Annotated in this window: 14 protein-coding genes; 2 read left to right on the top strand and 12 right to left on the bottom strand. The window is 64.6% G+C overall.

Annotated elements, in window-relative coordinates:
- Positions 1–65: 65 nt before the first annotated feature.
- Entirely contained in the window at positions 66–665 is a 600-nt protein-coding gene (gene pgsA, locus AC1EJR_RS09945) for a CDP-diacylglycerol--glycerol-3-phosphate 3-phosphatidyltransferase (protein ID WP_477147002.1), read from the bottom strand.
- A 132-nt stretch (positions 666–797) separates the two neighbouring features.
- A complete protein-coding gene (gene uvrC, locus AC1EJR_RS09940; RefSeq protein ID WP_477147001.1) occupies positions 798–2,843 on the bottom strand; it encodes an excinuclease ABC subunit UvrC in 2,046 nt (681 codons plus the stop codon).
- A gap of 108 nt (positions 2,844–2,951) precedes the next feature.
- Here uvrC and earP point away from each other — a divergent pair, with 108 nt between their 5' ends.
- Both earP and efp read left to right on the top strand, forming a co-directional pair.
- Positions 2,952–4,121 carry an elongation factor P maturation arginine rhamnosyltransferase EarP gene (gene earP, locus AC1EJR_RS09935; RefSeq protein WP_477113293.1) on the top strand — a complete coding sequence of 390 codons (1,170 nt, stop codon included), beginning with the start codon at positions 2,952–2,954 and terminating at the stop codon, positions 4,119–4,121.
- Between the two features lie 124 nt (positions 4,122–4,245).
- Positions 4,246–4,806 carry an elongation factor P gene (efp, locus tag AC1EJR_RS09930; protein ID WP_092290000.1) on the top strand — a complete coding sequence of 187 codons (561 nt, stop codon included), beginning with the start codon at positions 4,246–4,248 and terminating at the stop codon, positions 4,804–4,806.
- A gap of 72 nt (positions 4,807–4,878) precedes the next feature.
- Here the strand turns inward: efp and nagZ are convergent, their stop codons facing one another.
- The 10 genes from nagZ to AC1EJR_RS09880 all read right to left on the bottom strand — a co-directional run bounded on the left by nagZ (position 4,879) and on the right by AC1EJR_RS09880 (position 14,734).
- Positions 4,879–5,931 (bottom strand): beta-N-acetylhexosaminidase, encoded by a 1,053-nt coding sequence (nagZ, locus tag AC1EJR_RS09925; protein WP_092290005.1) that lies wholly within the window; start codon positions 5,929–5,931, stop codon positions 4,879–4,881.
- Between the two features lie 30 nt (positions 5,932–5,961).
- A complete protein-coding gene (acpS, locus tag AC1EJR_RS09920) occupies positions 5,962–6,378 on the bottom strand; it encodes a holo-ACP synthase (RefSeq protein ID WP_092290011.1) in 417 nt (138 codons plus the stop codon).
- On the bottom strand, positions 6,375–7,157 hold the full coding sequence (gene pdxJ / locus AC1EJR_RS09915) for a pyridoxine 5'-phosphate synthase (protein ID WP_092290012.1): 783 nt from the start codon (positions 7,155–7,157) through the stop codon (positions 6,375–6,377). Before pdxJ ends, acpS begins: the two co-directional genes overlap by 4 nt.
- A 4-nt stretch (positions 7,158–7,161) precedes the next feature.
- Positions 7,162–8,046, bottom strand: a complete 885-nt coding sequence (gene recO / locus AC1EJR_RS09910; protein WP_441643994.1) for a DNA repair protein RecO — start codon at positions 8,044–8,046, stop codon at positions 7,162–7,164.
- 5 nt (positions 8,047–8,051) lie between these two features.
- Entirely contained in the window at positions 8,052–8,990 is a 939-nt protein-coding gene (gene era / locus AC1EJR_RS09905; protein WP_092290013.1) for a GTPase Era, read from the bottom strand.
- The gene (rnc, locus tag AC1EJR_RS09900) at positions 8,987–9,757 is read right to left on the bottom strand and encodes a ribonuclease III (RefSeq protein WP_477147000.1); all 771 of its coding nucleotides are present in this window, start codon (positions 9,755–9,757) and stop codon (positions 8,987–8,989) included. The genes era and rnc overlap by 4 nt, the downstream gene beginning before the upstream one ends.
- A gap of 4 nt (positions 9,758–9,761) precedes the next feature.
- A complete protein-coding gene (locus AC1EJR_RS09895; RefSeq protein ID WP_092290015.1) occupies positions 9,762–10,160 on the bottom strand; it encodes a DUF4845 domain-containing protein in 399 nt (132 codons plus the stop codon).
- 54 nt (positions 10,161–10,214) lie between these two features.
- Positions 10,215–11,114: a signal peptidase I gene (lepB, locus tag AC1EJR_RS09890; RefSeq protein ID WP_477146999.1), complete on the bottom strand. Its 900-nt coding sequence runs from the start codon at positions 11,112–11,114 to the stop codon at positions 10,215–10,217.
- 71 nt (positions 11,115–11,185) lie between these two features.
- Positions 11,186–12,979 (bottom strand): translation elongation factor 4, encoded by a 1,794-nt coding sequence (gene lepA / locus AC1EJR_RS09885; protein ID WP_477146998.1) that lies wholly within the window; start codon positions 12,977–12,979, stop codon positions 11,186–11,188.
- Positions 12,980–13,240: 261 nt separating this feature from the next.
- Positions 13,241–14,734, bottom strand: coding sequence for a DegQ family serine endoprotease (locus AC1EJR_RS09880; protein ID WP_092290847.1), 1,494 nt, complete (start codon positions 14,732–14,734; stop codon positions 13,241–13,243).
- Positions 14,735–14,788 lie beyond the last annotated feature (54 nt).

The following is a 14,788-nucleotide window of genomic DNA, read 5'->3' as shown; positions in this document are numbered from 1 at the left end:
GAGAACGAGATTATTGCAAAGAGGGGGCCGGGGCGTCAAGGACTTTTTCGCGCAACGCTTCACTTTTACTTCTGCGCGCCCGCACTACCCGTGACATTGCTGCGCTCGCGGATCTGCGGCCACGCCAGCTTCATGTAATAGAACATCGACCACAGCGTGAGCACCGCCGCCAGATAGATCATCCAGCCGCCGAGCAACGAGGCATCGATGCCGAACAGCGAGTCGTTGAACAACAGCAATGGAATCGCAATCATCTGCACCGTGGTCTTCAGCTTGCCGAGGAAATTCACGGCGACGCTCTTGGACGMGCCGATCTGCGCCATCCATTCACGCAGCGCGGAAATCGTGATTTCACGTCCGATGATGACCAGCGCGATCAGGTCCGCCACGCGGCCCAGCGCCAGCAGGGACAGCAGCGCCGCGGTCACCATGAGCTTGTYGGCCACCGGGTCCAGGAACGCGCCGAACGACGAGGTCTGGTTCCAGCGTCGCGCCAGGAAGCCATCCAGCCAGTCCGTCGCCGCGGCGATGACGAAGAACGCGGCCGCGGTCACGTTCTTGGTATGCATCGGCAACCATGTTTCAGGCAGGTAATAGACCCCGACCACGAGAGGGATCATGGCCACGCGAAGCCAGGTCAGCAGGATGGGAATATTCAGGGGCATGGGCGGAGCGTTGGAAAAGGAACGGGCCGATCCGGCGATGGTCTGGAAGGCGAATGCCGCGATTGTCGCCGATTTCCAGCCGAACCCGCCAGTTTCGGGCTGAAATGGCTGGCAACCGGCCGGGCGGGCCGGTCAATGCAACTGGCGGTAGATCTCCTCGGCCAGGGTGCGCGAGATGCCTTCCACGCTGGCAAGTTCGTCGATGCTGGCAGCCATGACGCCGCGCAGGCCGCCGAAACGCGTCRGCAGCTTTTGCCGCCGGCGCGCGCCCACACCCTCGATTTCCTCCAGCCGCGACGTGTTGCGCGCCTTGGCGCGCCGCGCCCGCATGCCGGTGATGGCAAAGCGGTGGGCCTCGTCGCGGATCTGGGCGACGAGCATCAGCGCTGCGCTGCCCTGCCCCAGTTCCAGCGACGGGCGGCCATCGGCGAAGACCAGTGTCTCCAGCCCCACCTTGCGGCCTTCGCCCTTCGCCACGCCGACCAGCAGGCCGATGTCGAGCCCAAGCTCCTCGAACACCTGGCGCGCCACCTCGACCTGCCCCTTGCCGCCGTCGATCAGCACTACGCGCGGCATGCGCGGCACGCCGTCCGGGGCGCCTTCTCCGCCCAACTCGCCGCCATCTTCCTGGATCTGCTCCACCAGCTTCTGGTACCGGCGCGTGAGCACCTGACGCATGGCCGCATAGTCGTCGCCGGGCGTGATGTCCTGGATGTTGTAGCGCCGATATTCGCTGTTCTGCATCTCATGGTGGTGGAACACCACGCAGGATGCCTGGGTGGCCTCACCCGCCGTGTGGCTGATGTCGAAGCACTCAATGCGGAGCATCGTCAGGTCTTCCATATCCAGGGCGATGGTCTCGGCAAGCGCACGCGTGCGCGCCTCCTGGCTGCCCTGCTCCGCCAGCCGGCGCGCCAACGCCAGCGCCGCGCCTTGCGTCGCCATCTCGAGCCAGATCTTGCGCTGGCCCTGCGGCTGCCGCACCAGCGCGATCTTGCGGCCTGCCTGCATCGACAGGGCCTCCACCAGCGCGGCATCGGCTGGCAGATGGCTCACCACGATGATCGGCGGCGGCGCCTGATCGAGATAGTGCTGGACCATGAAGGCCGACAGCACGCGGGCCGCGATGCGGTCCACGGACAGCGGCCCGGCTTCCGGCACCACCTGCTCGCCTTCGCCCTCCCCGGCATCGTCGCTATCTTCGACGATCATCGCCGCTTCGTCGGCATGCGCGGGGAAATAGGCTTTGTCGCCAAGATGGCGGCCCCCGCGCACCATCGCCAGATTCACGCACGCACGCCCACCCTGCACGGCCACGGACAGAATGTCGATGTCGCGCGCCTGCCCCACCTCCTCCACAGCCTGCCGCTTGAGCACCGTGGAGAGCGCGGCGATCTGGTCGCGCACAGCGGCGGCCTGCTCGAAGCGCAGTTGCACCGCGTGCTCTTCCATCTTGACCTGGAGGCCATCGAGCACMTCGGTCTCGCGGCCCTGGAGGAAGCGCGCGGCGTTATGCACGTCGCGCGCGTAATCTTCCTCGCTGATCGCCTGCACGCACGGCGCCGTGCAGCGATGAATCTGATGCAGCAGGCAAGGCCGGGTGCGGTTGTTGAACACCGTGTCCTCGCAGGTGCGCAGCTGGAACACCTTCTGCAGGATCTGCATGCTTTCGCGCACCGCGTAGGCACTCGGGAACGGGCCGAAGTACTGGTGCTTGCGGTCCGTCGCCCCCCGGTAGTAGGCCATGCGCGGGAACTTGTGGCCGGTCAGCTTGAGGAATGGATAAGACTTGTCGTCGCGGAACAGGATGTTGTAGCGCGGGGCGAGTGCCTTGATGAGATTGTTCTCAAGCAGCAGCGCCTCGGCCTCCGTCCGGACCACCGTGGTATCGATGCGAGCGATTTTCCCCACCATCATCGCGATGCGCGGCGACAGCTGGGTCTTGTTGAAGTAGCTCGAGACACGCTTTTTCAGGTCGCGCGCCTTACCCACGTAGAGCACGTTGCCGTCGGCGTCGAAATAGCGGTACACGCCCGGCAGGCCGGGCAGCCGCGCCAGGATCTGCCGGGGGTCGAATGCCGGGATGTCGGCGGGGGCCTCGGCCGGGAGATCCACGCGGACCTCGGCGGGTGCATCGTTCGAAGCGTCGTTCGGGGAAACCGGTTCCTGCTCGGGCATCGGGGGACAAGAAAGTTTGGGCGGCAAGGCGCGCAGGGGCTGGCCTCGCTCTAGAATCGCAAGTTTAKAGCAAATCTTCCGCGTGCCCTCGCGGAACGGGACGCCGCCATGCCCATTCAATCCTGCGACATCTTCTGCACGGTCGTCGATAACTTCGGCGATATCGGCGTTTGCTGGCGCCTGGCGCGCCAACTCTCACAGGAGCACGGCCACGCGGTGCGACTCTGGGTGGATGACCTGGGCAGCTTCGCGCGGCTGGCGCCGGAGATCGACCCGGCACGCGCCTGCCAGCACCTGGGCGGCGTGGAGGTGCGTCGCTGGGATGCCTCTCCCGGTGCCCCGTTCGAGCCGCTGCCGCCGCACGACCTCGTMATCGAGGCGTTCGCCTGCCACCTGCCCGAGCCCTTCCTGGCCGCGATGGCCGCCGCGCCGCGCCCGCCGGTATGGATCAACCTGGAATACCTGAGCGCCGAGGCATGGGTCAGCGAGCACCATGCGCTGTCCTCGCCCCATCCGAAGCTGCCGCTCGTGAAGTACTTCTTCTTCCCCGGCTTTGCGCACGGCACGGGCGGGCTGCTGCGGGAGTCAATGCTGGGCGCGCAGCGCGATGCCTTCCTATCCAGCCGCGCCGCGCAATCGACACTCTGGTACCGGCTCGGCACGCACCCCCTGCCAGATGCGTTGCGCGTAAGCCTGTTCGCCTATACGAATCCCGCCCTACCCGCCTTGCTGGCCCAATGGCGCGACGGCGCCACGCCCGTGCAGTGCCTGGTGCCGCAAGGCCCGGCAGCGCAGCAGGCGGCCGCGTGGTTCGGCGCCCCGGCGGAGCAGGTGGCCCCCGGCACCTCGCTGACGCAAGGCAACCTGACCCTCCAGGTGATTCCGTTCGTGAGGCAGGAAAACTACGACGAACTGCTCTGGGCCTGCGACGTGAACTTCGTGCGTGGCGAGGATTCCTGCGTGCGCGCGCACTGGGCCGCGCGGCCCATGGTCTGGCACATCTACCCGCAGGACGACGTGGCGCACCATGTGAAGCTCGATGCGTGGCTCGAGCGATTCAGCCGGTGCGGCGTTTCGCCGGAGGCTGCCCAGGCCATGACCGCCTTTTGCCATGCCTGGAACGGCCATGGCGCCACCCCGCACGCGCCCGACTGGGCGCAGTTCCACGCACAATTGCCTGCTCTCGCTACGGCCATGGACCGCTGGCAGCGGCAATTGCAGCACTTGGGCGACCTCGCGGCAAATCTGGTGGTCTTTTGCGAAAATCGGGTAAAATAACGGGTTGATTTTGATGATGGCGAGCCAAAAAGAGCAACTGCCGGCCGCGCGCCTTCGCCATACCGCATATCGCGAATCGGGGTCATGAGCGCCCCGGATTACTTTTTTCAGGAAGATAGTTCAGATGAAGATCGCACAAGAACTCCGCGTCGGCAACGTGTTCATGATCGGTTCCGACCCGATGGTCGTGCAGAAGGCCGAGTACAACAAGTCGGGCCGTAACGCCGCCGTCGTCAAGATGAAGTACAAGAACCTGCTGACGGACGCCCCGGGCGAGTCGGTGTTCAAGGCTGACGACAAGTTCGAAGTGGTGATGCTGGATCGCCGCGAATGCACCTACTCGTACTTCGCCGACCCGATGTACGTGTTCATGGACACGGACTACAACCAGTTCGAAGTCGAGCAGGACAGCATGGGCGACGCGCTGAACTACCTCGAAGACGGCATGAACGTGGAAGTGGTGTTCTACAACGAGAAGGCCATCTCGGTGGACATGCCGACCACGCTGGTCCGCGAGATCATCTACACGGAACCGGCCGTCAAGGGCGACACGTCGTCGGGCAAGGTGCTCAAGGGCGCCAAGATCAACACCGGGTTCGAGCTGCAAGTGCCGCTGTTCTGCAACATCGGTGACAAGATCGAAATCGACACGCGTACCGGCGAATACCGCAGCCGCGCCAACTAAGGCGTCGCCGCGAGACAGCAAAAAGGGCAGCTTCGGCTGCCCTTTTTGTTTTTGCCCGCCGACGTCGACGTGTCAGGCGATCAGGTCATGCTCGCGCAGCAGGCGCAGTGCGGCACGATAGTCGGCATCCTGTTGCAGTTTGTTCCAGTCCAGCGGACGCTTGCGACCGAACAGCTTGCGGATGCGGCGTTGCGACACCTTGTCGCCCTTCAGATCGTCCAGTTCCTTCAGCAACTGGTCGGCGCGCTCCGGATGGTTGCAGATCAGCACCATGTCGCAGCCCGCATCGAGCGCGGCTCGCGCGCCCTGGGTCACCGTGCCGGCCACGCTGGCGCCTTCCATGCTCAGGTCGTCGCTGAAGATCACGCCCTCGAAGCCGAGTCGCGTACGCAGTACATCCTGAAGCCAGAACGGCGAGAAGCCGGCCGGGTTCGGGTCGACCTTCGGATAGATCACGTGCGCGGGCATCACGGACGCCAGCGCATTGCCCATCCAGTCATACGGACGCGCGTCGAGGGCCAGAATCTCTTCGACGTCACGCTCGTCGACCGGCACGGCCACGTGCGAATCAGCCTCGACGAAGCCATGACCCGGGAAATGCTTGCCGCAGTTGCTCATGCCAGCCAGCAGCAGGCCGTGCGTGAGATGGTTGGCCAGCATCGTCACCACGCGTGGATCGGCGTGGAACGCGCGGTCGCCGATCACGGCGCTGCGGCCATGGTCGAGATCGAGCACCGGCGTGAAGCTCAGGTCGATGTCGCACGCGCGCAGTTCGGCGGCCAGCACGTAGCCGCACGCGATGGCGACCTTGGTGGCCGTCATCACATCGCGATCCCACAATTCGCCGAGTTTTGCCATCGCCGGCAGGTGCGTGAAGCCATCGGTCTTGGCGCGCTGCACGCGGCCGCCTTCATGATCGATGCAGATCAGCACGTCCTCGCGCACCGCGCGAATCGCCCGCGTCAACGCGGTCAACTGGGCGCGCGACTCGAAATTCCGTGCGAACAGGATCACGCCGCCCGTCAGCGGATGGGCGATGCGACGCATGTCCTCGGCGTCRAGCTGCTTGCCAACCACGTCGAGCACCACCGGGCCCGGATGCTTGCCGGAAACTTTCTTGATCATAGGAATATCTTGAATTCAGGCTGCGTAGGTTCAGGATGCGGTGTCGGCCGGCTGGCCGCCCCGCTCCGCGATGGCGAACGCCACCGCGTACTCGTGTTCGTCACTGACACTGACCCGGATGGTCAGCCCGCGTTCCTGCACCCAGTCGGCCAGCTCACCGGTGCATTGCGGCGTGGGCTCGCCCGACGGCAGGTTCAGCAGTTCCATGGCGCGCCACGTCATCGGCCAGCGCATCCCCAGGCCGATGGCCTTCGAGAACGCCTCCTTGGCCGCGAAGCGCGTGGCCAGGAAGGCCAGCCCGCGCTTCTCCGAGCGCGCCTTGCGCGCGTGATAGACCTTCAGCTCACGCGGGCCGAGCACCTTCTCCGCGAAACGGCCGCGCGTGCGCTCCATCACGCCCTGCACGCGATCGATCTGGATGATGTCGGTGCCGATGCCGTAGATCACGCCGCCTGTCCCGGCACGGGATAACGGGTGCCCAGGCGCGCGGCCACCATGATGGCCTTCATCTCGCGCACCGCGTTCTGCCAACCGACGAACACCGCATGCGCGACGATCGCATGACCGATATTCAGCTCCTTGATGCCGGGCAGTGCCGCGATCTGTTGCACATTGGTGTAATGCAGGCCGTGGCCGGCATTGACGACGAGGCCCTGGCGGATGCCTGCGTCCACGCCTTCGGACACACGACGAAATTCCGCCGCCTGCTCCTCGGGCGTATGGGCGTCGGCGTAGCGGCCGGTGTGGATCTCGATGACCGGCGCCTTGCACGCGGCCGCGGCCGCGATCTGGTCCGGATCAGGATCGATAAACAGCGAGACGCGGATGCCCGCATCCGCCAGTTGCCGGCAGGCAGCGCTGACCTGCTCGAAATGGCCGGCGACGTCGAGACCGCCTTCGGTAGTCACTTCCTCGCGCTTCTCAGGTACGAGGCAGACGTCCTGCGGACGGATTTCGCAGGCGATATCGAGCATTTCGCGTGTGATTGCGCACTCCAGGTTCATCCGGGTGGCGAGCTTCGGGCGCAGTGCGCGCACGTCCGCGTCGCGGATATGGCGGCGATCCTCGCGCAGGTGCAGCGTAATCACGTCTGCGCCGGCGATTTCCGCCTGGAGGGCGGCCTCGATCGGGTCAGGGTAGGCGGTGCCGCGCGCATTCCGCAGCGTGGCCACGTGGTCGATGTTGACGCCAAGGTCGATGACGCCGGGATTCGCGTGAAAAATCATGGCTTTACAGAAATTGCAGGTCGATAAGGATTTGCCGCGTTTTCAGCGGCGCACCCTGCAGATAATAATGCAGCAGGAAACGCATCAGGGCGCGGCTTTGTGTGGCGGTCTGGGCGCGGCCGTAGTCGTCCCGCCCCATGTCCAGCAAGGTCTGGCCGGACACCACGGGCCAACTCGACGGATCGCTCGGCTGCGCGCGGCGCACGCCGCGTTCGGGGTGATACACGTAGTCGAGGCCCGGTTGCACCGGCTCCCCGGTGCTCACGCACTGGTCGAACGCCACCGCGAACCCGGTCTCCTGCAGCAACACGCGCTCGAAGCTGCGTAGCACCAGACTGGCCGGCTCACCATGCGCGAGCCGCGTCAGCGTGATCATGTAGTGCTTGAACAGCGCCGGATGTGCATCCTCGCGCGGGCAGAAGCGCAATAGCAATTCGTTGAGATAGAAGCCCGATAGCAGCGCATCGCCGGCCAGCGGCAGCATGCCGCCCATGTATTCGGCCTTAGTCAGCGTCTTGACCTCGCCGCGGCCGGTCCAGGAGAGCGAAATCGGATGGAAGTGCTGAAGCACCGAGCGCAGCGCCGAATGCGGCCGCTTGGCGCCCTTCGCCACCATGGCCATGCGGCCGTGGTCGCGCGTGAAGACGTCCAGAATGAGACTGGTCTCACGATAGGGATAGGCGTGGAGCACGAAGCCGGACTCGTTGGTCACGCGCAGCTCGGTGCGCGCGGGCACGATCCGCATGGCCCGGTCCATCATTTCGCGGCCGGCGGCCACGGCCGGGGACAGCCCGGTACCGCCCTGCACCTCCAGCAGTTCGGCGGCCTCCTCGGCGATGGGATCGGCGCTCCGCGCGCGCCTGGGCGCGGCTCGGGGCGCGTCAGGCATCTTGCTCACTCGTAGCCGTAGGCCCGCAGTCCGGCTTCGTTGTCGGCCCAGCCGCTCTTKACCTTGATCCACATCTCCAGGTAGACCTTGCCGTCGAACAGCTTCTCCATGTCGAGGCGCGCCTCGGTGGAGATCTGCTTGAGCTTGGCCCCCTTGTTGCCGATGATCATGGCCTTGTGCGCGTCGCGCTCGACCAGGATCGTCGCAAACACGCGGCGCAGCCGGCCTTCGGTCTCGAACTTGTCGATGATCACGGTGCTCGTGTACGGCAGCTCATCGCCAGTCCAGCGGAAGACCTTCTCGCGGATGATTTCCGAGGCCAGGAAGCGCTCGCTGCGGTCGGTCATCGCATCGGCGTCGTACATCGGCTCGCCTTCGAGCAGGTACGGACGGATGATGGCCAGCAGCCGCGTGATGTGATCGTGCGTCTTCGCCGACATCGGCACCACTTCCCGGAACGGGAACAGCTGTCCCATCTTTTCCAGGAACGGCATCATCACCTCGGCGCGGTTCTCGCCCAGGCGATCGAGCTTGTTGGTGACCAGCAGCACCGGCACGTTCTTCGGCAGCAACGACAGCACCTTCTCGTCATCGGCGCTGAAATAGCCGGCTTCCACGACGAACAGCACCAGATCCACCGTAGACAGCGTGGACGTGACTGCGCGGTTCAGCGAGCGGTTCAGCGCGCTGGCGTGGCGGGTCTGGAAGCCTGGCGTATCGACGAAAACGAACTGCGCGTCATCGGTGGTCTGGATACCGACGATGCGATGGCGCGTGGTTTGCGCCTTGCGGGACGTGATGCTGACCTTCTGGCCGACAAGTGCATTCATCAACGTGGACTTGCCCACGTTGGGGCGGCCAACAATGGCCACCGTGCCGCAGCGGAACGCCTTGGCATCCGAGGGTGCCTGGGCGTCCTGCTGCGGAGGGGTAGATTCGGTCATTCCTTCAACCTGAGAGACAACTGGGGATCCGGTGGCACCGGCTGCTTGCGGGTCTTGCCCGTGCGCTCGGCCCGGCTGCGCTTGAGCAGCTGGGGCACGAGCTTCTGCACCTCATCCAGCGCGAGCTTGGCCGCCGCCTGCTCGGCCGCACGGCGCGAGGCGCCGGTGCCGAACACGCGCACCTCCAGTTTAGGCACGGTGCATTCGACTTCAAACTGCTGGCTGTGTGCGGCACCGTGTGTGGCGATGACGTTGTACTGCGGCAGGGCGATCTTGTGGCCCTGCAGATACTCCTGGAGCAGGGTCTTGGCGTCCTTCCCCAGCGTACGGGGGTCCACCTGCTCCAGAATGGGGATATACAGCTTGCGGATCAGCGCCCGCGCGGCGTCAAAGCCGGCATCGAGGAACACTGCGCCGACAATGGCCTCCAGCGCATCCGCCAGAATCGACGGACGGCGGAAGCCGCCGCTCTTCAACTCGCCCTCGCCCAGGCGCAGGGCGTCGGAGAGCTGGAGCATCTGGGCGATCTCGTACAGCGCCTGCTGCTTGACCAGGTTGGCGCGCACGCGGGAAAGATCGCCCTCATCGAGCTTGCCGAACATGCCGTAGAGCATGTCGGCCACGGCGCAGTTCAGCACCGAGTCGCCCAGAAATTCCAGGCGCTCGTTGTGATGGGCGCTATGACTGCGATGGGTGAGCGCMTGCTGCAGCAATTCGGGCTTGCTGAATCGGTAGCCGAGACGTTGCTGCAAGGCGTCGAGGATCATGTCGTTACTGCGTTCCCGAATAGGTAATCAATAGACTCATCGGACCATAGACGGGAATCTCGGTCCGGTACGAAAAACCAATGCTGCGTATCCTGCCGGCTTCGTCCTCGATCACGTCGAGATCGTCGCCCTTGAGCGCCTCGATGCGATCGATCTGGGCCTGCTTGTCGAAGTTGGCCGCCACATCCTTGCGGTTGACCGACCGATCCTTCGCGTAATTCACTGCCCGCTTGACCGAGAAGTATTCGAGCATGCTGGGAATCGCCTTTACCGCCGGCAGCACCACCGCAATCACGATAATGATGACGATCAGCAACGACCCCAACGAAAATCCACGTGATCTTTCAAGCACACCCACGCGGATATTTCCCCTCTTCCCCGAAAAACCCAACTTCTGACCCATTTTGCGCTTCCCTCGTTTTTTGAGTGTATTTGCGCTGCGCGAGGCGTCCGACCGTTACTTGAACGACCCCACGCGCCCAAAATTGCCGAGGTTCATCCAGATCACGAACGCCTTGCCTACGACGTTCTTGTCCGGGACGAAGCCCCAGTAACGTGAATCCAGGCTGTTGTCACKGTTGTCGCCCATGACGAAATAGTGCCCTTCCGGCACTTTACACGTCAGCCCCTGCTGATTGTAAGTGCAGTTCTCGCGGAACGGGAAATCGGGATCCGCGCCCGCCACGAACGCCGGACGGTCGGCATCGTTCAGGATGCCATGCGCCACGCCGCCCGGCAGCGTCTCGGTGAAATGCTTCGAATAGGACAGCCGCTCCTCGTCGAGGTAGTCGGGCAAGGCGCTGTACTCGGCCGGCTTGCCGTTCACGGTCAGCTTCTTGTTCTCGTAGCGCACCATGTCGCCGGGCACGCCTACCACGCGCTTGATGTAGTCGAGCGACTCGTCCTTCGGGTAGCGGAACACCATMACGTCACCGCGCTGCGGCGTGCCAACGTCGAGGACCTTCTTGTTCACCACCGGCAGGCGGATGCCGTAGTCGTACTTGTTGACGAGGATGAAGTCGCCGATCAGCAGCGTCGGGATCATCGAGCCGGACGGGATCTTGAAGGGCTCCACCACGAAGGAGCGAAGCACGAACACCGCGAGGATGACCGGGAAGAAGCTCGCCGAGTACTCGAGCCACCACGGCTGGCGCAGCTTTTCCTCGGCCAGCCGGGCGCGCGAGGCGTCCAGCTCGGTGCTACCGTGCACCGCCTGCATGTCGCCGCGGCGCGCGTCGAACTCGGCCAGGGCCAGATGCGCCACGCTACGGCGCTGGCGCTCGAAGACCAGCTTGTCGGCAACCCAGGCAATGCCTGTAATGACCACCAGCACAAAAAGGATCAGTGCAAAATTCATGACGGCTTGGCGTTGATTTTTTAGAAGATCGTCTTGTCACCCAGCCAGCGGACTTGGCGCTGGCCTGCGGCTTACTTGTCATCCACCTGCAGGATCGCCAGGAAAGCCTCCTGCGGGATCTCCACGGTGCCCACCTGCTTCATGCGCTTCTTGCCCGCCTTCTGCTTCTCCAGCAGCTTCTTCTTCCGCGAGATGTCGCCGCCGTAGCACTTGGCCAGCACGTTCTTGCGCAGCGCCTTCACGTTCTCGCGGGCGATGATGTTCGCCCCGATCGCCGCCTGGATAGCCACGTCGTACATCTGGCGCGGGATGATTTCGCGCATCTTGGCAGCCACCTCGCGCCCGCGATATTGCGAGTTCGAGCGGTGCACGATCACGGACAGCGCGTCGACCTTGTCGCTGTTGATCAGGATGTCCACCTTCACCACGTCCGATGGGCGATATTCCTTGAACTCGTAATCCATCGACGCATAGCCGCGCGACACCGACTTCAGCCGATCGAAGAAGTCCATCACGATCTCGGCCATCGGGATCTCGTAGGTCAGCTGCACCTGCTTGCCGTGGTAGCTCATGTTGATCTGCGAGCCGCGCTTCTGCGTGCAGAGCGTGATCACGGAGCCAACGTAGTCCTGCGGCATGTACAGGTTGACCGTGACGATCGGTTCCAGGATCRCCTCGATCCGACTCGGATCGGGCATCTTGGCCGGATTTTCCACGGTCAGCACCGTGCCGTCGCGCATCTGCACCTGGTAGACCACCGTCGGCGCGGTGGTGATCAGGTCCATGTCGAACTCGCGCTCGAGGCGTTCCTGCACGATTTCCATGTGCAGCAGGCCCAGGAAGCCGCAGCGGAAGCCGAAGCCCAGCGCCTGGGACACTTCCGGCTCGTATTGCAGCGAGGCGTCGTTCAGGCGCAGCTTCTCGAGCGATTCGCGCAACGCCTCGTACTGGTTCGATTCCACCGGATACAGGCCGGCGAACACCTGTGGCTTGACTTCCTTGAAGCCCGGCAGCGGCTCGGTCGCCTTGCGCGCCATGGTGGTAATGGTATCGCCCACCTTGGCCGCCTTCAGTTCCTTGATGCCCGCGATCACGAAGCCCACCTGCCCCGCAGAGAGCGACTCGCGCGGCATCGACTTCGGCGAGAACACGCCCACCTGCTCCACCAGATGCTGCGCGCCCGTGGCCATCAGCAGGACCTTGTCCTTCGGGCGCAGCGTCCCATTGACCACGCGCACCAGCATGACCACGCCGACGTAATTGTCGAACCAGGAGTCGATGATCAGCGCCTGCAGCGGGGCCGCGGGGTCGCCCTTGGGCGGCGGCACCTTGGCAATCATCGCCTCGATCACGTCTTCCACGCCCTGGCCGGTCTTGGCCGAGCACGGCGTGGCGTCGTGGGCGTCAATGCCGATCACGTCCTCGATTTCCTGGATCGCATTGGCGGGGTCCGCCTGCGGCAGGTCGATCTTGTTGAGCACGGGCACCACTTCCACGCCCAGTTCGATGGCCGTGTAGCAGTTGGCCACGGTCTGGGCTTCCACGCCCTGCGAGGCATCCACCACCAGCAGCGCGCCTTCGCAGGCGGACAGCGAGCGGCTGACTTCGTAGCTGAAGTCCACGTGCCCCGGGGTGTCGATCAGGTTGAGGTTGTAGACCTGGCCATCGCGCGCCTTGTAGCTAAGCGCCGCGGTCTGGGCCTTGATGGTGATGCCGCGCTCCTTCTCGATGTCCATCGAGTCGAGCACCTGCGCTTCCATCTCGCGATCGGACAGCCCGCCACACCGTTGAATGATTCGGTCGGCCAGGGTCGATTTCCCATGGTCGATGTGGGCAATGATCGAGAAATTACGAATGTGGTCCATCTAGCGTTCTGGGGAGCGCCGGCGCGCCAGGTGGGACGGGGGCGCGGGAGCATAAATAAGGTGGGGCGCAATGCGTGCGCCAATCCGCGATTTTACCGGATTTTCAAGGACTTCCGGCGCGGTAAATGGTGTCGGAACCGTGATCGGCACTTTCCGTGCAGGCGCCCGAAAATGGCGTATCGCGCACCTGAAAACACATCGCGCCGGACATCGAGTCCGGCGCGATGGGTGGTTCTGGCCCGGGGACTCCCCCGGACCGTCTTACCGCGCCTGACTCGGGCGCAGCGTCAGCACCTGGGTAGCGTCGCCACGGCGCACGAACACGGCCGCCATCTTGTTCTTGTCCAGCGCCTTCACCATGTCGTTGAACTGGCGCGCGTTGGTCACGTCGGCGTCGCCCAGGCGCAGGATGATATCGCCCGGACGGATGCCGGCACGTGCCGCCGGGCCGTCTGCCGCCTCCACTTCCACGCCGGACTTGATCTTCAGCTCCTTGAGCTTGGTCTCGGCTATGTCGGTGACGATCATCCCCAGCGCGTTCGGCTTGGCGGCCGGCGCGGCTTCGTCCGCGCTACCGCCCCGCTTGTCGCCCCGGCGCGCCACGGCACGGGCATTGTCCGGCTCGAGTTCGGTCACCGTCACGGAAACGTCACGCGTCTGCCCCTTGCGCCACACCTGCAGCGGCACACGGGTGCCCGGCTTGGTGTCGCCGACCATGCGCGGCAGGTCCGACGCCTTTTCGATGTCGCGGCCGTTGAACTTCAGGATGATGTCGCCCGCCTCAATGCCAGCCTTCTCGGCCGGTCCGCCCGGCTCCACGCTGCCGACCAGTGCGCCACGCGCACGGCCCAGGCCCAGCGAGTCCGCCACTTCCTTGGTCACATCGCCGATGGCTACGGCGATCCGGCCACGGGTCACCTTGCCGGACGACTTAAGCTGCTCTGACACGCGCATCGCTTCGTCGATCGGAATCGCGAACGAAATGCCCATGTAGCCGCCGCTACGGCTATAGATCTGCGAATTGATGCCGATCACTTCGCCGCGCAGATTGATCAGCGGCCCGCCCGAATTACCGGGGTTCACGGCCACGTCGGTCTGGATGAACGGCAGGTAGTCGCCCGTGTCGCGGCCCTTGGCCGAAACGATACCGGCGGTCACGCTGTTGTCGAGCCCGAACGGCGAGCCGATGGCGAGCACCCACTCACCCGGGCGGATCTTGTCCGAATCGCCAAGCGGCAGCCGCGGCAGGTTGTTCGCTTCCACCTTGATCAGGGCCACGTCGGTGCGGCGGTCGGAGCCGATCAGCTTGGCCTTGAATTCGCGCTTGTCGGGGAGCGTCACATAGATGGTCTCGGCGTCCGCCACCACGTGGGCGTTGGTCATCACGTAGCCATCCTGGCTGATGATGAAGCCGGACCCTACGCCACGGCTCTGTTCCTCGCCCTGCGGCGGCTGGCCACGGCGCGGCGGGGTCGGCCCACCCGGTGCGCCCGGCATCGGCACGCCGAAGAAGCGACGGAAGAACTCGGCCATCTCGTCGTCTTCGGGCGAATTGCCACCACGCGAGCGGATGCGCTCGGTGGTCCGGATGTTGACGACGGCCGGGCTGGCCTTCTCCACCAGGTCGGTGAAATCGGGCAGGTTGTAATTCGAGGCAGCCGCCTGGGCATGCCCCACCTGGGCAACAGCCGGACCCAGCACGAGCATGGCAGCCATGACCATGGTTCGCACCAGGGCTGGGGATTTGGAAATCATCGACAACTCCCGGGAGATCAGCGAGAAACGGATGCCTTGCCGGACGTCGGAGCC

This window comes from Cupriavidus sp. 05T42, from assembly GCF_056396345.1.
This window is presented reverse-complemented; position numbering and strand designations above follow the sequence as displayed.